Below are 20,757 nucleotides of genomic sequence, written 5' to 3'. Positions count from 1 at the left end.
TGGCATTCAACTTGCTCTATAAAAGTATCAGTACCCATTGAAGGGACTGCTTCAATCCAAGGAGAATAAGAATGTTAAAGCCTCTATCCCTACTTACGGTTTCCATCCTGTCTGTTGCGAGTTTCAATGCGGCCGCTAATTGCGACCCGGGTGAAATTGTTATTAAGTTTAGCCACGTAACGAATACCGACAAACACCCAAAAGGCATCGCGGCATCGTTACTTGAAGAGCGTGTGAATACCGAGATGAACGGCAAGGCGTGTATGCAGGTTTTCCCAAACTCGACACTTTATGATGATAATAAAGTGCTCGAAGCCATGCTAAATGGTGATGTGCAACTCGCTGCGCCATCGCTATCAAAATTTGAAAAGTTCACGAAAAAATACCGCATTTTTGACCTCCCCTTTCTATTTGAAGACGTGAACGCCGTAGACCGCTTCCAGAACTCAGAATCTGGTGACAAGCTAAAAAATGCAATGAAGCGCCGAGGCTTGCAAGGTCTGGCGTTCTGGCATAACGGTATGAAGCAAATGTCAGCGAACAAACCGCTATTGTCACCTGAAGATGCGAAAGGGCTAAAGTTCCGTGTTCAGGCATCCGATGTACTAGTGGCGCAGTTTGAACAGCTTGGTGCAAACCCGCAAAAAATGTCATTTAAAGAAGTGTACGGTGGCTTGCAGACCAAGGTTATCGATGGGCAAGAAAACACATGGTCGAACATTTACGGCAAAAAGTTTTTTGAAGTTCAAGATGGTGTGACTGAGACTAACCACGGTATTTTGGACTATTTAGTCGTGACGTCGAATGATTTTTGGAAAGGGCTACCCGACGATGTTCGCGACCAGCTTGGTACTATCATTAAAGAAGTGACAGAAACGCGCAATGCGGAATCCAGTCAGGTTAACTTAGCTAACAAAAACAACATCATTGAAGCGGGTGGGGAAGTTCGAACGTTAACGCCAGAACAGCGCCAGTTGTGGGTGGAAGCTCTACAACCAGTATGGGCAAAGTTTGAGAAAGATATTGGCTCGGAGCTGATTGATGCAGCATTAGCCTCGAATCAACAGTAATACCATCAAACCCAAGTTTGGCCTTGTCCACGCAAGGCCAACTTCTCTTCTCCCTATTTATAAAAAGTGATGGTTCACATGGAACAATCAATAACGACAAAAATCGGTAAGGTGACCGATGCATTTGAAGAAGCGTTGATCGCCTTTTTTCTTGGTGCGATGACGCTGCTGACTTTCGCCAATGTTATTTCTCGATATGTGTTTAACAGCAATATTCTTTGGGCACTTGAATTAACCGTCTTTATGTTCGCGTGGATGGTACTGGTTGGCGCGTCGTATGGTGTTAAAAAACATTTTCATATTGGCGTGGATGTCATCATCAATATGGTATCCGTTAAGTGGCGTAAAATGTGCGCCATTATCGCGGTACTGAGTTGCTTAACGTTTTCGATACTGCTGCTAATCGGCTCTTGGAATTATTGGTATCCATTTGTCACCGAGCGAGCGTGGTATGAAACCGACGATATCCCTATGCCTGAGATGTTGCAATTTTTGGCTGATTGGCTCAATGAAGGTGAGCGTTACGAGAAACTGCCTCGATTCATCCCTTACATGGCGTTACCAATTGGCATGGCAATGCTGACCTATCGTTTCTTACATGTCGCTTATCAGGTTGTGACAGGAAAAATGGATCGCATGATTGCGGGTCACGAAGCCGAAGAAGACTTGGAGGCGCTAAAGGCTGAGATGGCTGAAGATAACGCCTTCGAAAATATAGCAGCCAGTGAATCTAGCAAGCACAGTACGTTAGGCAATACCAAGGATAAGGGGCAGTAACCTATGGCAATTTTATTTCTATTTTTAATGGTTATTGCTTTCATGCTGGTGGGCGTGCCAATTGCCATTTCGCTTGGACTGTCGAGCATTTTATTTTTGTTGATGCATTCCGATGCGTCGTTAGCATCAGTCGCCCAAACCTTATTTAATGCCTTTGCTGGTCACTATACGCTGCTAGCGATCCCGTTCTTTATTTTAGCATCCAGCTTTATGTCTACGGGCGGCGTGGCGAAGCGTATTATTCGTTTCGCTATTGCAATGGTGGGTTCATTTCGTGGTGGCTTGGCCATGGCGTCGGTTGTTGCTTGTATGATGTTTGCAGCGCTGTCTGGGTCGTCACCGGCTACAGTGGTGGCCATTGGTAGTATCGTTATTGCAGGGATGATTAAAAATGGCTACACCAAAGAGTTTGCCGCTGGCGTTATTTGTAATGCTGGGACACTAGGAATACTGATTCCACCCTCTATCGTGATGGTAGTTTATGCTGCGGCGACGGACGTGTCTGTCGGACGAATGTTCTTAGGGGGCGTCATTCCTGGGTTACTTGCTGGTCTCATGTTGATGATTGCCATCTATATTGCCGCACGAGTGAAAGGACTGCCCAAACAACCGTTTGTGGGGTGGAAAGAAGCTTTTGACGCAGCCAAAGATGCAAGTTGGGGCTTGTTGTTGGTGGTGATCATCTTAGGGGGTATTTATGGTGGTATTTTCACGCCAACCGAAGCCGCTGCCGTTGCTGCCGTGTATTCATTTTTGATTGCCAACTTTATTTATAAAGACATGGGCCCGTTTGCTGATAAAGAAAATCGTCAGCCGATTGTTGTTAAGGTTATGCAAGCTTTTGTCCATAAGGACACCAAGCACACACTTTATGAAGCGGGAAAACTGACAATCATGTTGTTGTTCATTATCGCCAATGCGTTGATATTGAAGCATGTGTTAACTGAAGAACGCATCCCGCAGATGATCACTGAATCTATGCTTTCAGCAGGACTCGGACCGATTACCTTCCTTATTGTGGTGAATATTTTGCTATTGCTTGGTGGGCAATTCATGGAGCCTTCAGGGCTTCTGATTATTGTCGCGCCATTGGTTTTTCCTATTGCAATAGCGCTTGGTATTGACCCAATTCACCTAGGGATCATGATGGTGGTGAATATGGAAATAGGCATGATCACACCGCCAGTGGGATTAAACCTGTTTGTGACGGCTGGCGTGGCGAAAATGTCGATGATGAGTGTAGTGAAAGCGGCGCTGCCATGGGTAGGTGTGATGTTCCTGTTCTTGATTATCGTCACCTATGTACCTTGGGTTTCTACATGGCTTCCAACGCTATTAATGGGGCCGGAGATCATTACCAAATAACATCACAACATCGAAGACGGCTTACACCGTGAGGCGAAGAGGGTTAAACCTCTTCGTCGATGTGTTTGATGTTGTCTAGACGGGAATCTGGCTGTGAGCGTCGCTCATAAAAGACCCGTTGCGTCGGTTTTTTTCTACGATCCTGATACTCTCGTTGCTCGACATAATAGACGCCATCAATCTCAATGGTCTCGGTAATGGCTGGAACGGTTGTTTTTTCACCCATGGGCAACCTCTCTATATACTATGTTAACATTTTGTTACTCATGTTTTCAGTATAGAAACCGCTAAACCAATTTCGAGTTTATTTGTTTGGTTTTTTGTGTGGTCACCGTTGTGTTGCCTTAGTCATTTTTATAATTATTCTTGTCTAGCCCATATTTTTGCATCTTGTCATATAGCGTTTTTCTTGCGGTTTGTAGAATGTTCATCGTGTCGTTGATCCTGCCATCACAGCTCGCTAAAGCTTGCTCTATCAGTGCTTTTTCAAAGTCGGCGACTTGCGTGGTAAGTGGCGCGTCTGTGCTCGCTTGGTTAGCGTCAGCGGAATTACTTAGTTTTCCTAATAGTACGAATCGTTCTGCGCAGTTTCGTAACTCTCTCACATTTCCCGGCCAGTCTTGACTCATCAATGTTTGTAAATCGGTAGCAGGAAGTGCATTGGCGGCTTTTCCATAACGAGCCGCGGCAACCAATAAAAAGTGATGAAATAACGCGGGTATGTCTTCCTTGCGTTGTCTCAGTGGCGGGAGTTGCAGCGTGACGACATTAAGACGATAGTAGAGATCTTCACGGAAGGTACCTTGAGCTGCGGCTGTTTTGAGATCCACTTTAGTTGCAGCAATAACTCGGATGTCCAGAGGGACTAGGTTATTGGAACCGACTCGCTCGATGACTCTTTCTTGTAATACTCGGAGGAGACGGATTTGCGCTTGTATTGGCATTGACTCAATCTCGTCAAGAAACAGCGTGCCTCCTTGAGCGTGTTCGAACTTTCCGATGCGTGCAGAATCTGCACCTGTGAATGCGCCTTTTTCATGGCCGTATAGTTCACTTTCTATTAGGTTTTCTGGTACCGCGCCACAGTTGACAGCAACGAAGTTTGCATCTCGTCGTGCGCTTTGTTCATGCAAAGAGCGCGCGACCAGTTCTTTGCCAGTACCGGTTTCACCAAATAACAAAATGTCAGCGCTGGTGTCGGCTACTGCAGTAATAGTCTGCCTTAGTTCTTGAATAATATTAGTGTCGCCGATGATCCTTGGGCCCAGTGTTTGGCTCACTTTTAAGGACTGCTTTAAGCGTTCATTTTCTAAAGTTAATTGCTGCTTTTCAATGGCGCGCAACGTGGTCTCAATGAGTCTATCGGCAGAGAATGGCTTCTCAATAAAATCATAGGCCCCGTCTTGAATGGCCTGCACTGCCATAGATATATCACCGTGCCCCGTAATTAAAATAACCGGAATACTGTGGTGTTGATGCGTAATGGTATTTAGCAAATCCATCCCAGATAAACCGGGAAGGCGAATATCAGAAATAATCGCCAATGGAGGCGTTTGTCGTTGTAGCGCTAGCAGAGCGTCTTCGACTGAAGAAAAGCACTGCGCGTTGATATCGGCTAGCTCAAAGCTTTGCTGTAAAGCAATGCGAATATCGGTTTCATCGTCGATAAAAAACACATGGCTCATAGGTTATTCCTTCTTTGTCTTGGCATGCCGGGTGGGAAGTGAAACGGTAAAACGCGCGCCACCTAGAGGAGATCGGGTCGCTGAGATTTTCCCATTGAGGTTGTGGATGATCTGTTGGGAGATAGAAAGCCCAAGCCCTAGTCCATTATCTTTGGTCGTGTAGAAAGGTTCAAATAGCTCACTAAGGATATGATCGTTTAACCCAGGTCCAGAATCATCGATATGGATTTCGACGTTATGGTCATGCGTCTGAATAGAAATTTTGAGTTGCTTAGTCTCATGTTGCGCCATGGCCTGAATGGCGTTGGTGATTAAATTGATCAGCACTTGCTCGACTTGAATCGGATTGACCCACACCAGATTTTCATCTTCTGTGGCCGTGTAATTAAGGACAACTTGACTCGTTTTTAATTGTGGCTGAATTAGCTCAAGCGTGGAAAAAATAATGGGTGCTAGGCTGACTTCACACAGTTCATCGGCGTCGCTACGCTTGGCAAAGGATTTAAGCTGTTGGCTTATCTTTGCCATACGCTCCGTTAACGCAACAATTCTGGCTAAGTTATCTTCCGCGCGGTCAATTTTTTGCTTTTCGATAAACCGCTGACCATTTTCAGCAAAGCTTCGAATGGCAGCGAGTGGGTTATTTAGCTCATGACTAATGCTTGCCGACATTTGTCCAAGCACCGCCAGCTTTGCGGCTTGTATCAGTTCGTCTTGTGTTTTGCGTAGTGCTTTTTCTGTTTTGACTCGCTCATCTATTTCAACATGCAGTTCTGAGGTTCTTTCCATCACCAAAAATTCCAGCTTTTGCTTTGCTTCTGCTTGAAGGCGTTCAATTTGTCGATGTTTAGATTGGCGTGTAGCAATCACTACCAGAATCAAATAAGCGGTCACAAATAAAAGAAACAGGATAAACACAAACGCTAATATATCGATGTAAAGCGTAGAAAGTGGTGTGAGTACCCTCAAGGTAAGGTTGGGCACGCCGGAATCTCGTTGGCTCATTAAGTAACTCTGAGTAAACAGATTGTTGTTTGGTTTGGTGATAATACTCGAATCTGCCGTCAACAAACCCTTAAAACCGAGATCGGGAATAGACGTAGATAGATACTGTCTTGAGCGCTTGATGTTGTTCAAGGTACCCGCAGACAGCGGAGCTAAGCTGTGGAACAACCATTCCGTTTGGCTTGACATGAAAACCACATGATTATTATCGGTCGCGACATAGATACTGGTATCACTTTGCCAGTTTCGCTCTATGGTGGAGAGATCCATTTTAACCACGACCACGCCAATATGTTCAGCGGCGTAGGTCACGGGATAAGAATAATAGTAGCCACGTTGCCCAGAGGTTGAACCCAAGGCAAAATACGTGCTTTGTTGTCCTCTTATCGCTTGTTGAAAGTAAGGCCGAAATGCGAAATTTTTACCAATAAAAGAGTGCTTAAGACGCCAGTTGCTTGAAGCAATGGTATTGCCGAACTTGTCGATAAGATAGGTGTCAGAAGCTTGGACAACATGATTGGCCTGCGATAAGTAACGATTGGTGATTTCAAGCTGAGCGCTGTTGTTTGGTGTCAGTAGGGCATCAACAAGTTCTTTATCTTGGGATAAAAGTTGCGGGATATGCCGATACTTGTCGAGTTTACTGTCGATATTTTCCACAAATCGGTTGAGCCAGCTTTCATGCTGCTCTTTAAGTAAAGCAAAGTTGTGTTGCCAGTACCATTTTCCCCCGAGTGTGGAAAGGATAACAAACAGGACGGTTAGGCCGAATAATATCTGTTTTAATCGCATAGCACCTCCGTCATATTGCTTGCGCATAGGTTAACGAATTTGATCAATATGTGGCGAAAAAGTTATACGAACTGAGAGGTGACAAGGTGGGAAAGTGGACTTAGTTCGCGTTTTTAAAGGTTTGACAAAAAAAAACGTTTATTTTCTTGAAAATGGCAATATTGTCCCCATTTCTGGTTGGAACCGAGAGGAAACTCTTTGGTTTGTTCGTTTCGTTGAGTAATTAGTGACAAAACCACCGATTGATTGGAGTTCGACTCGACACCATAGATTGAGATCGCTAGAATGTCGCGTCTGAAATTTTGTCCTGAGACTAATTGGAGATGCCTTCGAAGTTACACTTCATAAAAAGAAGACGTCACTTATTAGTCCGGTAGTCATGAAATATGTTTGATGATTATCGATACCCATTTAGAAGGTGCATTAGTGCACTAACAAGGATGAAGCAGAAGTATCGTGTAAGCTGATAGTCATATCGCTTACCTGATATGGATGCTCATATGCTCGGCTAACGCTGAGCCAAACTGAGGTTTATAGAATGCAAGTTACTGTTGAAACTCTAGAGGGCCTAGAGCGCCGTCTAAACATTACTGTTCCTGCTGCAAACATCGAAGATGCAGTGACAGCTGAACTACGCAACATCGCGAAAAACCGTCGTTTTGATGGCTTCCGTAAAGGCAAAGTGCCGATGAAAATGGTTGCGAAAATGTACGGCCAAGCAGTACGTCAAGACGTAATGGGCGAAGTAATGCAACGCCACTTCATCGAAGCAATCGTTTCTGAAAAAATCAACCCAGCGGGCGCACCTACATTCGCTCCTGTTGAAAACGAAGCGGGTAAAGACCTTGTTTTTGCTGCAACGTTTGAAGTTTACCCAGAAGTTGAACTAGCAGGCCTAGAAAACATCGTTGTTGAAAAGCCAGCAACTGAAGTTAACGACTCTGACGTTGAAGAAATGATCGACACGCTACGTAAGCAACAAGCTACGTGGGCAGAAGTTGAAGAAGCTGCAGAAGACGGTAAGCGCGTAACTATCGATTTCGTTGGTTCTATCGATGGCGAAGAATTCGAAGGCGGTAAAGCTGAGAACTTCCCACTAGAGATGGGCGCTGGTCGCATGATCCCTGGTTTTGAAGACGGTGTTAAAGGCAAGACTGCCGGCATGGAATTTGAAATCGACGTAAACTTCCCAGAAGATTACCACGCTGAAAACCTAAAAGGTAAAGCGGCGAAATTCGCAATCAAAGTAAGTAAAGTTGAAGCGCGTGAGCTTCCTGAGCTAACTGACGAGTTCGTATCTAAGTTCGGTGTAGCTGAAGGTGGCGTTGAAGCACTTAAAGCTGAAGTTCGCAAGAACATGGAACGTGAGCTTAAGCAAGCGATCAAAAACCGCATCAAAGAGCAAGCGCTTGACGGTCTAGTAAAAGAGAACGAAATGGACGTTCCTTCTGCACTTATCGATCAAGAAATTGTTGGCCTACGTCAACAAGCAGCACAGCGTTTCGGTGGCAACCCTGAAGCAGCTGAGCAACTTCCACGTGAATTGTTCGAAGAGCAAGCTAAGCGTCGCGTAGTTGTTGGTCTTCTTCTTGGTGAAGTCATCAAGTCTGAGAAGCTAGAAGCAAGCGACGAGAAAGTGAAAGCACTTATCGCTGAAATGGCAACAGCATACGAAGATCCAACAGAAGTTATCGCTTACTACGAGCAAAACGAGCAAATGATGAACAACATGCGCAACGTTGCACTAGAAGAGCAAGCAATTGATGCGATTCTTGCTAAAGCACAAGTTTCTGATAAAGAAGTTAGCTTTAACGAGCTAATGAATCAGCAACCAGCTCAATAAGCAATATCTTGTATAGAAGGTTGACTTAGAGTCGACTTCTCTGCTAACAATGGTCCGTATGATGTTTATCATCCGGGCCATTTATTTTAGGGACATAAGAATATGAGCTACCAAGAAAAAAATGCAATGTCGCCAATTATGAACGCGCTAGTACCTATGGTTGTTGAGCAAACTTCCCGTGGTGAACGCTCTTATGATATTTTCTCGCGATTACTAAAAGAACGAATCATTTTCTTGACGGGTCAAGTGGAAGACAACATGGCAAACCTTGTGGTTGCCCAACTGCTTTTCTTAGAATCAGAAAATCCTGACAAAGACATCTTCCTATACATCAATTCACCTGGTGGTAGTGTGACGGCGGGTATGTCGATTTACGACACGATGCAGTTCATTAAACCGAATGTAAGTACGTTATGTACTGGTCAAGCTTGTTCAATGGGTGCATTCCTATTGGCGGGTGGTGCACCAGGTAAGCGTTTTGCTCTGCCAAATTCTCGCGTCATGATTCACCAGCCACTTGGTGGTTTCCAAGGGCAAGCGTCGGATATTCAAATCCACGCACAAGAAATCCTGACGATTAAAGAGAAGCTGAATAAGCTACTCGCTGAGCACTCAGGTCAGCCACTAGAAGTGATTGAAAAAGATACGGATCGCGATAATTTCATGTCAGCGGCACAAGCGGCTGAATACGGCATTATTGATGAGGTATTGACCCAACGAGGTTGATCCATAACGGTTTGATTGTAAATAGACCAAATTGTTCGCCTAGAATGATTAATTCTCGGGCGCATTTTGGTCCAAATTGATATACACTCAAATCATAGAAAGTACAGGCTAAGAGGTTAGCGAATGACAGATAAAAGCAAAGAGAGTGGTAGTGGTAAACTGCTTTACTGCTCTTTCTGTGGCAAAAGTCAGCACGAAGTTCGCAAGCTAATTGCGGGCCCTTCTGTTTACGTCTGCGACGAATGCGTTGATTTATGCAACGACATCATTCGTGAAGAAATTAAAGATGTGTTGCCGAAAAAAGAATCTGAAGCGTTACCAACGCCAAAAGATATTCGCGCGCACCTCGATGATTATGTAATCGGTCAAGACTACGCAAAAAAAGTGCTTTCAGTTGCGGTATATAATCACTATAAGCGTCTTCGCAATGGTGATACGACAGCTGATGGTGTTGAACTAGGTAAGAGTAACATTCTGCTTATCGGTCCAACGGGTAGTGGTAAAACGCTACTTGCTGAAACGCTTGCTCGTTTCCTAGACGTACCATTTACAATGGCTGATGCCACCACATTAACCGAAGCGGGTTATGTGGGTGAAGATGTTGAGAATATCATTCAAAAACTTCTTCAAAAGTGTGATTACGACGTAGCCAAAGCTGAGCGCGGCATCGTTTATATCGATGAGATTGATAAAATCTCGCGTAAAGCAGAAAACCCATCGATCACCCGTGATGTATCAGGTGAGGGTGTTCAGCAAGCACTACTCAAGCTCGTTGAAGGCACCATCGCTTCCGTTCCACCACAAGGTGGTCGTAAGCACCCGCAACAAGAATTCCTACAAGTAGACACATCGAAGATTCTGTTTATTTGTGGTGGTGCGTTTGCTGGTCTTGATAAAGTTATCGACCAGCGTGTTGCGACGGGAGCTGGTATTGGCTTTGGAGCAGAAGTACGCTCTAAAGATGAAACCAAAACGGCGGGTGAGTTGTTCAAGCAGGTAGAACCTGAAGATTTGGTGAAGTACGGTCTTATACCTGAATTCATCGGTCGTCTACCCGTTACAACTACATTGACGGAACTTGATGAAGAAGCGTTGATTCAGATACTGAATGAACCAAAGAATGCGCTGACGAAACAATACGGTGCATTATTTGATCTTGAAGGTGCTGAGCTTGAATTCCGTGAAGACGCTTTGCGTGCGATTGCGAAAAAAGCAATGGAGCGTAAAACGGGTGCTCGTGGCTTACGTTCTATTCTAGAAGGTGTCCTTTTAGAAACGATGTATGAGCTACCATCTGCAACAGGTGTGAGCAAAGTTGTTATTGATGAAAGTGTAATAAATGGTGAGTCAGAACCACTGCTTATTTACAGCAATAATGATAATCAGGTCGCAAGTGCAGACTAATTTGCAAGAGTGATAAAGAAAGGAGGTATTTGATACCTCCTTTTTTTTATTCTTTTATTGAATCCAACGAATACGCCCCCATATACAGAAAATAATACTAAGCGGAAGAGAGAATAATATGAACTTGGAACGTTCCGAGCGTATCGAAATCCCGGTATTGCCTCTGCGCGACGTTGTGGTCTACCCACACATGGTAATTCCTTTGTTTGTTGGCCGCGAAAAGTCCATTAGTTGCTTAGAAGCGGCAATGGATAATGACAAACAAGTCCTACTCGTCGCTCAAAAAGAAGCAGATACTGAAGAACCCACCATTGAAGATCTTTTCACCACTGGCACCGTTGCCACTATTCTTCAATTATTAAAACTTCCAGACGGCACGGTAAAAGTCCTTGTCGAAGGTCAGCAAAGAGCCAAAATTAACCAATACCGTGATGAAGAGTTCTTCATGGCGGACGCTGAATTTCTCATTACCCCAGAGCTTGAAGAACGCGAAGAAGAAGTTATCGTTCGCAGTGCTATTGATCAGTTCGAAGGGTTTATTAAGCTAAACAAAAAGATCCCACCAGAAGTGCTAACGTCATTGAGTGGTATCGATGAGGCTGCACGTCTAGCGGATACGATTGCTGCGCATATGCCACTGAAATTAGTGGATAAGCAACAAGTGCTTGAGTTACTTGACGTATCCGAGCGTCTAGAGTTCTTAATGGGGCAGATGGAGTCTGAAATAGACTTGCTGCAAGTTGAGAAGCGTATTCGCGGCCGCGTTAAAAAGCAGATGGAAAAATCACAACGTGAGTACTATCTGAATGAGCAAATGAAAGCGATTCAGAAAGAGCTTGGTGATTTAGATGATGCACCGGATGAATTTGAAGCGCTGAAGGCAAAGATTGAAGAATCTAAAATGCCTCAGGAAGCGAAAGAAAAGACAGAACAAGAGCTGCAAAAGCTTAAAATGATGTCACCAATGTCGGCTGAAGCGACAGTGGTTCGTAGCTATATTGATTGGATGGTCGGCGTACCTTGGGCGAAACGCTCTAAAGTGAAAAAGAATTTGGCGAAAGCTGAGGAAACGCTTAACGAAGACCATTACGGTTTGGAACGTGTTAAAGAGCGCATTCTTGAGTATCTTGCGGTGCAAAACCGTATCAACAAGCTTAAAGGACCAATCCTTTGCCTAGTTGGTCCTCCGGGCGTTGGTAAAACATCGCTAGGGCGCTCTATTGCGTCAGCTACAGGCCGTAAGTATACACGTATGGCATTAGGCGGGGTTCGAGATGAAGCAGAGATACGCGGCCATAGACGCACGTACATTGGCTCAATGCCAGGTAAGCTGATTCAGAAGATGTCAAAAGTGGGCGTGAAAAACCCATTGTTCCTGTTAGATGAAATCGACAAGATGGCATCTGACATGAGAGGCGACCCTTCATCGGCATTGCTTGAAGTACTCGACCCAGAACAAAATAATGCCTTTAATGACCACTATCTAGAAGTGGATTACGATCTGTCCGATGTGATGTTTGTTGCAACGTCGAACTCAATGAACATTCCTGGTCCTTTGCTTGATCGTATGGAAGTAATTCGTTTGTCAGGCTACACCGAAGACGAGAAGCTAAATATTGCTCGTCGTCACTTGGTGGAGAAGCAGGTACAGCGTAATGGTTTAAAACCACACGAAATCGAGATTGAAGACTCGGCGATTATCGGCATTATTCGTTACTACACCCGTGAAGCTGGTGTACGTAGTCTGGAGCGCGAGATTTCAAAAATCTGTCGCAAAGCGGTGAAGAATATTCTGCTTAACAAGGACCTGAAGAAAGTCGTCGTTAATCAAGATAACTTGAAAGAGTTCCTTGGTGTACAACGTTGCGACTTTGGTAAAGCTGACGACAGCAATCGTATTGGTCAGGTAACGGGTCTTGCTTGGACGGAGGTTGGTGGCGATCTACTTACGATTGAAACTGAGTCCATGGTAGGTAAAGGCAAGTTGACGCAAACCGGTTCGCTGGGTGATGTCATGCAAGAGTCTATTCAGGCAGCAATGACAGTAGTACGTGCTCGTGCAGAAAAATTGGGTATTAATACCGATTTTTATGAAAAACGTGATATTCACGTACACGTTCCGGAAGGGGCGACGCCTAAAGATGGACCAAGTGCGGGTATCGCAATGTGTACCGCTTTAGTATCTAGCTTAACGGGTAACCCGGTAAAAGCTGAAGTGGCAATGACGGGTGAAATTACCCTTCGTGGCGAAGTACTTCCGATTGGTGGTTTGAAAGAAAAATTACTTGCAGCGCACCGAGGCGGTATTAAAACCGTGCTGATTCCTAAGGATAATGAACGTGATCTCGAAGAGATTCCTGACAACGTTATTGCCGATTTGAAAGTCATTCCAGTGCAATGGATTGATGATGTATTGGAAGTTGCGCTAGAGCGTTCACCACTTGGTGTCGCATTTGAGCCTGTAAAATAGTGATGTGCTCCAAATTTAGGTAAAAGAAATACGCTGATAAGTAAAAAAAGCTTGTCAGCGTTTTTTTGTCGCACTAACTTTAGCTATGTAACTCTGAACCCTTGATAGACAAGGCTTAGGGTCTTTTATTACTAGAACGGAACTAACGTTACCTTTTTCAAAATAATAACTCGGTAACACTAAGGGGAAACACAGTGAACAAAACTCAATTAGTAGAAAAAATCGCAGAGAACGCAGACCTATCTAAAGCTTCAGCTGGACGTGCGCTAGATGCATTTATTGAAGCAGTAAGCACAACGCTAGAAGATGGTGACCAAGTTGCGCTAGTTGGCTTTGGTACTTTCAGCGTGCGTACTCGTGCAGCACGTACTGGTCGTAACCCTAAGACGGGTGATGAAATCCAAATCGCAGAAGCAAAAGTGCCAGCGTTTAAAGCTGGTAAAGCGCTGAAAGACGCTTGTAACTAATCAATTGTTACAGTTGGAAGCAAATTGATTACCAACTGAGCAAAAATCGAACCTTTTTGGGGTTTGATTGGCTAAAAAGGCCAACCTTTGTTAAATATGCGCATCTTACTGATGCGCATTTCTTTTTCTGATATTATCCTATTCAGTAGAAGATAAACCTTCCTATCTGGAGAGTAATAAAATTATGATGGAGCGAATGCGCGAAGGCGTGAACAGTATCGCTGTTAAGATTATCCTTGGACTCATCATCCTATCTTTTGTATTCGCGGGCGTAGGCAGCTACATCGCGGGTGGCAGTGGTAACACCGCAGCAAAAGTTGGCAATGTTGAGATCGGTCGTGGCGAATTCGAGCAGGCTTACCAAAATGAGCGTAATCGAATGCAATCTCAAATGGGCGACTATTTCTCGACGCTCTTGGCTGATCCAAATTATGTGGAATCGTTCCGCAAGTCTGTTCTTGATCGCATGATTAACGATGTGCTACTTGAGCAACACGCAGAGTCTTTAGGCCTTCGAATTGGTGACGCTCAGATTCGTCAAATGATTTTAGAAATGCCTCAATTCCAAAGTAACGGAAAGTTTGATCAAGATATTTATCAAGCAACGCTACGACGTGCAGGTTTTAGTGCCGATAGCTTTGCTGAATACCTACGTACAGATTTAGTACGCAACCAACTTCTTTCTGCTTTGCAAGGCAGTGAATTTACGCTTCCTAGCGAAATCGAATTACAAAGTCAGCTATTGACTCAAACTCGAGACATTAAGACGTTGACGCTCTCTCTTGCAGAGTTTGCACAGCAAGCGCAGATTACTGACGAAGAAATTCAGCAGTACTACGATGCTAACCCAGCGCAATTTACTCGCCCTGAACAGCTAAAAGTGTCTTACGTTGAATTATCTGCTCAAGCGCTAAAAGACAACGTTGAAATTTCAGACGAGCAAATTCAGCAGTACTACGATGAGCATCTAGATAAGTACTCTACGTCGGAGCAGCGTAAAGTGAGTCACATCTTGGTTCAAGGTGATGATGAAGCCAAAGCACAAGCTCTCTTAGATGAATTGAATGCAGGGGCTGACTTTGCAACATTGGCGCAAGAGAAATCTGAAGACATTGGCAGTGCTGAAGAAGGCGGCTCTTTAGGTTGGATCGAGCGTGACGTTATGGACCCTGCATTTGAAGAAGCCGCGTTTGGGCTTAAAAATGTCGGTGACGTGACAGCGTTAGTGAAATCTGACTTTGGTTATCACATCATTAAACTTGATGAAATCAAAGCTTCAGAGTCTAAGCCTTTAACTGAAGTCAAAGATGAAATTTCTGCAGAGTTGGTTGATCAACTTGCGGTTGATGATTTTTATAACTTACAAAACGAGTTGGAAAAAATCGCCTTTGAATACCCAGATTCACTTGATGATGCTGCTGCTGCAATTAAGCAAAATGTAGTAACAACAGACTTTATCTCACTATCAGAATTGCCAGACGTTCTACAGAACCAGTCAGTAGTACAAGCTCTTCAATCACCTGAAGTGAAGGAAGACGGCTTGAATTCTGAGGCAATGGAAGTCGCTCCAGAACATATTGTGGTTGTTCGTGTAGAAGACATTCGTGCTGAAACAGTATTACCTCTTGGTGAAGTGAAAGCGCAAGTGACCTCACAGCTAGCAAGCGTGAAAGGTGAGCAAGCGGCAATGGAGCTTGGCGTTCAACTCGTTAACGAACTCAAAGAAGGCAACACTGACGCTCTGACGGCGAACCAGTTAAGCTTTGGTGAGCTTGAAACGATTGATCGTAGTTCACCACTGGCTGGTACCGTCTTTGCAATGACGAAACCAGCAGAAGGCGCGTTGACCTTTGCTCAAGCGAAAGACGCGGACGGCAATGTCGTAGTGGTAGAGCTGAGTAAAGTGGCGTCAAATGCTGATCCTATGTATAACGAGCAAATTAGTGCTCAGATGGAGCGTGCTGCAACTCAACAAGACTTAGCATCAGTGCTAACGATTCTGCGTAAAAACACAGAGATTGAGTACTTCATTGTTTCTGAGTAAATGTTGCTGAGTATCTCGTTGAATTCATGAGAAACCCTTGTGAGATCACGAAAACAATGCAACTGATAGTAGAATAAAAATGGGTCGCGAAAGCGGCCCGTTTTATTTTACGTATTGTCATCTGGTCATTCTTGATACTGAGTGTATTTTGAGGAATCACTAATCAGAGAGGGATCAGAAATGAAATTATTGCTGTCAGTTTGGCTTATTGTATTGTGTGCATTGAGTCCGCTATCAACGAGCTTCGCCGCCAAAGCCGATAAGTTAGAAGGTATCGAAATTACCGTTAATGTGAATCAAGCAACACCAGAAGAAATTGCGGCGTTGCTTAACGGCATTGGTATTGAAAAAGCAAAAAGTATTGTTGAGTATCGCGATACGCACGGTGACTTCAAAACCATTGATGATCTGACGCAAGTGAAAGGCGTGGGGCCTGCAACGGTTGAAAAAAACCGTGCCAGAATCTTATTGTAAATGACGTTTTTGATACAACCAGTACAATAACGCGAACGTAAAACCAGCGCCCATGCCGATAGCGTGGGCCTCGGTTGCCACATTGGCAGCAATCAAGTCTTTGGTCGAGGCCGATGCACCAAACACCGATTCCCAGCCGACCTTGATGCAAACGCCCAGTACCAGCCAAACACTGCTCTTTCTTCCTGATAGCCATTCGGTTAATGCCCAGTAAGCAAATAAGCCATGTAAGACGCCAGAGAGACCTAGATAAGCGTCAAGGCTCGTTAACAGTAATCCTGCACCAACCGAGACGGATAATAGTGCTAACAGAGCATACAGTGCTTTTTCGGAAGGTCTAAACAAATAGCAAATGACGATGAGACCTGCCATATTCATTGCTAAGTGGGCAAGGTTGGTGTGAGAGAAGTTTCCTGTTACTATCCGCCACCATTCACCGTTACAAATAGCTTCACGATGCCACATTGCCCAATTTTGGATCTCGGGTATTTGTAACACCACGCAAAGTAGTAAGATGAGAGCCAGTCTTATGACGAAAGAAAAGGTCATGTTGCGATATTGTCCTAAATGTTTTAAGGCAAAGCGTGCCTGTATCTGTCAATGGATTACATCGATTAACAGCCGATCTGAATTGATTATTTTACAGCACTCAACTGAGGAAAAACGCCCACTGGGTACGGCTAAAATATTGCAGTTGTCCTTACCTTCGACACAGGTATTCATCGGTGAAGACTTTTCATATGATACTGCACTTAATGCATTATTGGCAGACGAGAGTTTTCGAAGTTGCGTGTTATTTCTCGGTGAGCAATCTCAGCCACTAGAGCAGCTTGATCAAACCCATGATACTCGACCGTTTCGTATTATTTTATTAGATGGTACATGGAAAAAGGCCTATAAGATTTGGACCCTATCGAAGAACCTTCATAAGCTGCCATTGGTGCAATTGCCGACCGATCTTGAGGGCGATTATCGCATCAGAAAAGCCCCAACGAGTAATGCCTTGTCAACAGTGGAAGCTGGCTACCATATTTTGTCTATACTCGAACCCGAACGAGATTTTTCCGCGCTAATCTTTGCTTTTAACCAAATGATTGAGTTTCATATCTCGCAGATGCCACCGGGTGTTTTTGAGCGAAACTACGACTAGTCTGCCAACGTCGATGAATAGTTGTGATCAATGCGAATGCGCCGCAAACAATTGTAGGTGCATTTTTTGTGCATAGCCGTCGGTCATTGCAGAGATATAATCGGCGATCACCCGCATTTCTTTTGCTTTGTTCCCTTCGGTACTCAGCCAAATCTCTTTTGTGGACTCTGGTAGCAAGCGTGTTGGATCCGCACTGAACGCTTCAAAAAGATCCATAATAATCTGCTGACCTTTATATTCGAAAATCTGAACCCGTGGCACTTGTATGACGTGCTCACTAACAAATTGCTTAAGGATGGCGAGTACATGCGCCATTTCAGGCTCTAAGTAGGAATTGAACTGAAGCAAAGGCGAATCAAAGGCAATATCAGCGTGCGGTGTGATACAAATGCTCGTGAGTAACGCGTTTACAATGCCCCCAATAGCGTCTTTTCTTTGGTAGTGTTTGCCAGAAAATAGTAACTCAGTAATGGCATCAAAATGCTGAGCAAACCATGAATTAGCTTGTAGGGAAAGTTGACCTTCAATACTCGCTCGCCAAGTTTCTTTACTGATTAACTCAAGCACAATGGCGTCTTCGAGGTCGTGAACGCCATAGGCAATATCATCGGCCAATTCCATGATAGAGCAGTCTAGAGATTTGAATTTGGTTTTGTGGTGCTGGTGACATTTCGGTAGTGGTGTACGCATTTGTTGTAACTGCGATTGGTCACCTTGGCTGAGTGGCTGTGTGACCCATTCAAATTGCGCGTTATCTTGGTCATAAATGCCTTTAGCGGGTGACCAGTCTTTGGCTTTAAGCTGACGTTGATGTGCGACTGGCTCTGGCTGAATTCTTGCGCAGGTTTGGCTCAAATATGCGGGGTACTTAAGTAAACCAAGTAACGTTCGACGAGTTAAATTCATCCCGTTATGTTCGGTATAAGGTTCGAGTTGTGACACGATGCGGAATGTTTGCGCGTTACCTTCAAAACCGCCAAAGTTTCTCATCATATAATTTAGTGCAACTTCGCCACCATGCCCGTATGGGGGGTGGCCAATATCATGCGCCAGACATAAGGTTTCAATCAACGCATCGCTGGGTAAAATGGCTACGTATTCAGGCTGTTTTTGTCGCAACTGTGAAACGATACCAGAGCCAATTTGTGCCGCTTCAAGTGAGTGCGTCAGGCGGGTTCGATGAAAGTCATTGCCTCCAGTACCATGTACCTGTGTTTTAGCTTGTAGGCGACGAAAAGCGGCGGAATGCAGGACTCGGGCTCTATCTCTTTGGTAAGGGTCCCTATGGTCATTACGGCGTAGCTTGTGCTCATCACTGTGCCTGGATTGCCAAATCAACGGTTGTTCTAGCTGCATAGGGTTACCACTCTCATTACGCTCCATCATGCTATTTTCAAGCGGTCAGCGATGGAGTTATTGTGTTTTTGTTTGTTTGTTTGTTTGTTTGTTTGTTTTGTCTTGTCGTTTTCGCACCTAATTTTGAGGCAGATTAACTGATTTCATCGAGTGACAATTCAAAGCTCGGGGCAAAGGTATATAGGAAGTAATTCATTTCCTCGGTCGCTATGGACTTAAGCGTTTGATCGAGTCGCTTTTTCGCCAATGCAAATTCGTGATTGCCCGCACTGAGTTCTTCAAGACATTTGAGGTAAGCACAAAGAGAATCGGCTTGTTTGACGATTTTTGTGTCTTCTTCGTAAGCACTAGTGGAGACAAGAAAAGGCTTAAAATCATCTTGAAATTCTTCAGGCAGCATGGACAGAAGTTTTAATTCGGCCGCAGCTTCTATTTTTTTATATTCTTTGGCGATTTCAGGATTGTAGTATTTTACTGGGGTGGGGAGATCGCCGGTTAACACTTCACTAGTATCGTGATACATCGCTAAGATCGCGATGCGTTCAGGGTTGGTTTTTCCGCCAAACTTTTTGTTTTTTATTATCGCCAGTGCATGCGCGACAAACGCGACTTGAAGGCTATGCTCGGAGATGTTTTCGTTGGATACGGAACGCATTAAAGGCCAGCGTTGTATGAGCTTCATCCGCGCTAAGTGGGCAAAAAAATGGCTTTCTTTGATACAACTGTCTTCCATTGCACATACTCCCTAATAAAACGCCGCACCTCACAGTGCGGCATTCAATAAGAATAGGCTTATTAATAATAATATGAAAGAGTTACTGGCTATATGTTGTCAGGAATTTTTCAAATCGCCCAATGGCCAATTCAAGGTCTTCGACATGTGGCAGTGTCACAATGCGGAAGTGATCGGGCTTTGGCCAGTTAAAGCCAGTGCCTTGTACTAGCAGTACTTTTTCTTGTTTGAGAAAGTCGAGTACCATGCGTTGATCATCTTTGATGTTGTACATCTTAGTGTCAATTTTTGGGAACAGGTACATGGCACCTTTCGGTTTCACACAAGAAATACCCGGAATTTGCGTAATAAGATCGTACGCGCGATCTCGCTGCTCAAGTAATCGACCGCCGGGAAGAATGAGCTCATTAATACTTTGGTATCCACCAAGCGCTGTTTGTATGGCGTGTTGCATAGGCACGTTGGCACAAAGTCGCATGGAAGCGAGCATTTCTAAACCGGCGATGTAACCAACTGCATGTTCTTTTGGTCCTGTTAAAAACATCCAACCGCCACGGAAGCCACAAACACGGTACGACTTAGACAAACCATTAAAGGTTAGAACAAGTACATCTTCAGCAAGCGTTGCTACTGGAATATGTGTTGCGCCATCATAAAGAACTTTGTCATAAATCTCGTCAGCAAAAATAATCAGCTTATGCTGGCGAGCAATTTCGATCACTTCAAGCAAAAAGTCGCGACTGTACACTGCACCCGTAGGGTTGTTCGGGTTGATAAGCACAATACCGCGTGTTTTCGGTGTAATCTTTTTCTTAATATCATCTAGGTCTGGGTACCAATCGGCTTCCTCATCGCAGAGGTAGTGAACGGGCGTGCCACCAGACAGAGAAACCGCTGCTGTCCATAAAGGATAGTCAGGAGCGGGAACTAACATTTCATCTCCGTTGTTTAACAGAGCTTGCATCGCCATTACAATAAGCTCAGATACGCCATTGCCGATATAGACGTCTTCTACATCGAGGCTGTGAATGCCTTTCTTTTGATAGTGCTGCACCACAGCTTTACGAGCGGAGTAAATACCTTTGGAATCACAATAACCTTGCGATGTTGGTAAATTTCTTATCACATCGACTAAGATTTCATCGGGGGCGTCAAAACCAAAAGGGGCGGGGTTTCCAATATTGAGTTTCAGGATTTTATGCCCCTCTTCCTCCATGCGCTTAGCATGTTTGAGTACTGGTCCTCGAATGTCGTAGCAGACATTATCGAGTTTTGACGACATCTCGATATTTTTCATTGTTATGTTCCTAAAAATCCGATAATTTCTTTACCAAATTACACCAGATTGCGTTTTTTTAGAATAAAAATCTAAGAAAACGCACAAATAAAGTGTTGA

Annotated in this window: 17 protein-coding genes and 1 pseudogene; 11 read left to right on the top strand and 7 right to left on the bottom strand. The window is 44.3% G+C overall.

The genetic code is table 11. The features are described 5' to 3' along the window. The first annotated feature begins 71 nt into the window (after nucleotides 1–71). From L4D05_RS14850 to L4D05_RS14840, 3 genes and pseudogenes are all read left to right on the top strand, one after another. Nucleotides 72–1,070 carry a TRAP transporter substrate-binding protein gene (locus L4D05_RS14850; RefSeq protein ID WP_428754642.1) on the top strand — a complete coding sequence of 333 codons (999 nt, stop codon included), beginning with the start codon at nucleotides 72–74 and terminating at the stop codon, nucleotides 1,068–1,070. Nucleotides 1,071–1,148: 78 nt separating this feature from the next. Next, nucleotides 1,149–1,758, top strand: a pseudogene (locus L4D05_RS14845) (TRAP transporter small permease); the annotation flags it as partial. A 92-nt stretch (nucleotides 1,759–1,850) separates the two neighbouring features. Continuing rightward, the gene (locus tag L4D05_RS14840; protein WP_428794503.1) at nucleotides 1,851–3,212 is read left to right on the top strand and encodes a TRAP transporter large permease; all 1,362 of its coding nucleotides are present in this window, start codon (nucleotides 1,851–1,853) and stop codon (nucleotides 3,210–3,212) included. Nucleotides 3,213–3,255: 43 nt separating this feature from the next. Here the strand turns inward: L4D05_RS14840 and L4D05_RS14835 are convergent, their stop codons facing one another. The 3 genes from L4D05_RS14835 to L4D05_RS14825 all read right to left on the bottom strand — a co-directional run bounded on the left by L4D05_RS14835 (nucleotide 3,256) and on the right by L4D05_RS14825 (nucleotide 6,694). Further along, nucleotides 3,256–3,438, bottom strand: a complete 183-nt coding sequence (locus tag L4D05_RS14835; RefSeq protein ID WP_428754640.1) for a hypothetical protein — start codon at nucleotides 3,436–3,438, stop codon at nucleotides 3,256–3,258. A 118-nt stretch (nucleotides 3,439–3,556) separates the two neighbouring features. After that, entirely contained in the window at nucleotides 3,557–4,897 is a 1,341-nt protein-coding gene (locus L4D05_RS14830) for a sigma-54-dependent transcriptional regulator (RefSeq protein WP_428754639.1), read from the bottom strand. A gap of 3 nt (nucleotides 4,898–4,900) precedes the next feature. Then, entirely contained in the window at nucleotides 4,901–6,694 is a 1,794-nt protein-coding gene (locus L4D05_RS14825) for a sensor histidine kinase (RefSeq protein WP_428794502.1), read from the bottom strand. 538 nt (nucleotides 6,695–7,232) lie between these two features. On the opposite strand from L4D05_RS14825, the gene tig reads away from it, so the two are divergent. The 7 genes from tig to L4D05_RS14790 all read left to right on the top strand — a co-directional run bounded on the left by tig (nucleotide 7,233) and on the right by L4D05_RS14790 (nucleotide 16,122). Beyond that, a complete protein-coding gene (gene tig / locus L4D05_RS14820) occupies nucleotides 7,233–8,537 on the top strand; it encodes a trigger factor (RefSeq protein ID WP_428794501.1) in 1,305 nt (434 codons plus the stop codon). A 102-nt stretch (nucleotides 8,538–8,639) separates the two neighbouring features. Then, on the top strand, nucleotides 8,640–9,263 hold the full coding sequence (gene clpP, locus L4D05_RS14815) for an ATP-dependent Clp endopeptidase proteolytic subunit ClpP (RefSeq protein ID WP_250618449.1): 624 nt from the start codon (nucleotides 8,640–8,642) through the stop codon (nucleotides 9,261–9,263). 123 nt (nucleotides 9,264–9,386) lie between these two features. Further along, entirely contained in the window at nucleotides 9,387–10,667 is a 1,281-nt protein-coding gene (gene clpX / locus L4D05_RS14810; protein WP_265675916.1) for an ATP-dependent protease ATP-binding subunit ClpX, read from the top strand. 118 nt (nucleotides 10,668–10,785) lie between these two features. After that, on the top strand, nucleotides 10,786–13,137 hold the full coding sequence (gene lon / locus L4D05_RS14805) for an endopeptidase La (protein ID WP_428754636.1): 2,352 nt from the start codon (nucleotides 10,786–10,788) through the stop codon (nucleotides 13,135–13,137). A 194-nt stretch (nucleotides 13,138–13,331) separates the two neighbouring features. After that, complete coding sequence (locus tag L4D05_RS14800; RefSeq protein ID WP_102470995.1) at nucleotides 13,332–13,604, top strand: HU family DNA-binding protein; 273 nt, start codon at nucleotides 13,332–13,334, stop codon at nucleotides 13,602–13,604. A gap of 184 nt (nucleotides 13,605–13,788) precedes the next feature. Continuing rightward, nucleotides 13,789–15,648, top strand: coding sequence for a peptidylprolyl isomerase (ppiD, locus tag L4D05_RS14795; protein ID WP_428794500.1), 1,860 nt, complete (start codon nucleotides 13,789–13,791; stop codon nucleotides 15,646–15,648). A 180-nt stretch (nucleotides 15,649–15,828) separates the two neighbouring features. Beyond that, nucleotides 15,829–16,122: a ComEA family DNA-binding protein gene (locus L4D05_RS14790; RefSeq protein ID WP_428754634.1), complete on the top strand. Its 294-nt coding sequence runs from the start codon at nucleotides 15,829–15,831 to the stop codon at nucleotides 16,120–16,122. On the opposite strand, the gene rrtA is transcribed toward L4D05_RS14790, so the two are convergent. Beyond that, nucleotides 16,114–16,671, bottom strand: a complete 558-nt coding sequence (gene rrtA, locus L4D05_RS14785) for a rhombosortase (protein WP_428794499.1) — start codon at nucleotides 16,669–16,671, stop codon at nucleotides 16,114–16,116. The genes L4D05_RS14790 and rrtA overlap by 9 nt on opposite strands. Here rrtA and L4D05_RS14780 point away from each other — a divergent pair. After that, nucleotides 16,670–17,272 carry a tRNA-uridine aminocarboxypropyltransferase gene (locus L4D05_RS14780; RefSeq protein WP_428794594.1) on the top strand — a complete coding sequence of 201 codons (603 nt, stop codon included), beginning with the start codon at nucleotides 16,670–16,672 and terminating at the stop codon, nucleotides 17,270–17,272. The genes rrtA and L4D05_RS14780 overlap by 2 nt on opposite strands. Before the next feature lie 27 nt (nucleotides 17,273–17,299). Here the strand turns inward: L4D05_RS14780 and L4D05_RS14775 are convergent, their stop codons facing one another. The 3 genes from L4D05_RS14775 to L4D05_RS14765 all read right to left on the bottom strand — a co-directional run bounded on the left by L4D05_RS14775 (nucleotide 17,300) and on the right by L4D05_RS14765 (nucleotide 20,658). Continuing rightward, nucleotides 17,300–18,655, bottom strand: a complete 1,356-nt coding sequence (locus L4D05_RS14775) for an anti-phage deoxyguanosine triphosphatase (protein WP_428794593.1) — start codon at nucleotides 18,653–18,655, stop codon at nucleotides 17,300–17,302. A gap of 106 nt (nucleotides 18,656–18,761) precedes the next feature. Continuing rightward, the gene (yfbR, locus tag L4D05_RS14770; RefSeq protein ID WP_428754669.1) at nucleotides 18,762–19,346 is read right to left on the bottom strand and encodes a 5'-deoxynucleotidase; all 585 of its coding nucleotides are present in this window, start codon (nucleotides 19,344–19,346) and stop codon (nucleotides 18,762–18,764) included. A gap of 97 nt (nucleotides 19,347–19,443) precedes the next feature. Next, a complete protein-coding gene (locus L4D05_RS14765) occupies nucleotides 19,444–20,658 on the bottom strand; it encodes a pyridoxal phosphate-dependent aminotransferase (protein WP_265675909.1) in 1,215 nt (404 codons plus the stop codon). Nucleotides 20,659–20,757: the final 99 nt, after the last annotated feature.

This window comes from Vibrio nomapromontoriensis (genome assembly GCF_050337205.1).
Taxonomy (GTDB): Bacteria; Pseudomonadota; Gammaproteobacteria; order Enterobacterales; family Vibrionaceae; genus Vibrio; species Vibrio nomapromontoriensis.
Note: the sequence above shows the minus strand (reverse complement) of the source record. Positions and strands in the feature narration are given on the sequence as shown.

What these genes read in the sequence shown, in the direction of transcription:
- L4D05_RS14850 (WP_428754642.1), top strand. Translation starts at nt 72, where the DNA reads ATGTTAAAGCCTCTATCCCTACTTACGGTTTCCATCCTGTCTGTTGCG.
- L4D05_RS14840 (WP_428794503.1), top strand. Translation starts at nt 1,851, where the DNA reads ATGGCAATTTTATTTCTATTTTTAATGGTTATTGCTTTCATGCTGGTG.
- L4D05_RS14835 (WP_428754640.1), bottom strand. Translation starts at nt 3,438, where the DNA reads ATGGGTGAAAAAACAACCGTTCCAGCCATTACCGAGACCATTGAGATT.
- L4D05_RS14830 (WP_428754639.1), bottom strand. Translation starts at nt 4,897, where the DNA reads ATGAGCCATGTGTTTTTTATCGACGATGAAACCGATATTCGCATTGCT.
- L4D05_RS14825 (WP_428794502.1), bottom strand. Translation starts at nt 6,694, where the DNA reads ATGCGATTAAAACAGATATTATTCGGCCTAACCGTCCTGTTTGTTATC.
- tig (WP_428794501.1), top strand. Translation starts at nt 7,233, where the DNA reads ATGCAAGTTACTGTTGAAACTCTAGAGGGCCTAGAGCGCCGTCTAAAC.
- clpP (WP_250618449.1), top strand. Translation starts at nt 8,640, where the DNA reads ATGAGCTACCAAGAAAAAAATGCAATGTCGCCAATTATGAACGCGCTA.
- clpX (WP_265675916.1), top strand. Translation starts at nt 9,387, where the DNA reads ATGACAGATAAAAGCAAAGAGAGTGGTAGTGGTAAACTGCTTTACTGC.
- lon (WP_428754636.1), top strand. Translation starts at nt 10,786, where the DNA reads ATGAACTTGGAACGTTCCGAGCGTATCGAAATCCCGGTATTGCCTCTG.
- ppiD (WP_428794500.1), top strand. Translation starts at nt 13,789, where the DNA reads ATGATGGAGCGAATGCGCGAAGGCGTGAACAGTATCGCTGTTAAGATT.
- L4D05_RS14790 (WP_428754634.1), top strand. Translation starts at nt 15,829, where the DNA reads ATGAAATTATTGCTGTCAGTTTGGCTTATTGTATTGTGTGCATTGAGT.
- L4D05_RS14780 (WP_428794594.1), top strand. Translation starts at nt 16,670, where the DNA reads ATGTTGCGATATTGTCCTAAATGTTTTAAGGCAAAGCGTGCCTGTATC.
- rrtA (WP_428794499.1), bottom strand. Translation starts at nt 16,671, where the DNA reads ATGACCTTTTCTTTCGTCATAAGACTGGCTCTCATCTTACTACTTTGC.
- L4D05_RS14775 (WP_428794593.1), bottom strand. Translation starts at nt 18,655, where the DNA reads ATGGAGCGTAATGAGAGTGGTAACCCTATGCAGCTAGAACAACCGTTG.
- L4D05_RS14765 (WP_265675909.1), bottom strand. Translation starts at nt 20,658, where the DNA reads ATGAAAAATATCGAGATGTCGTCAAAACTCGATAATGTCTGCTACGAC.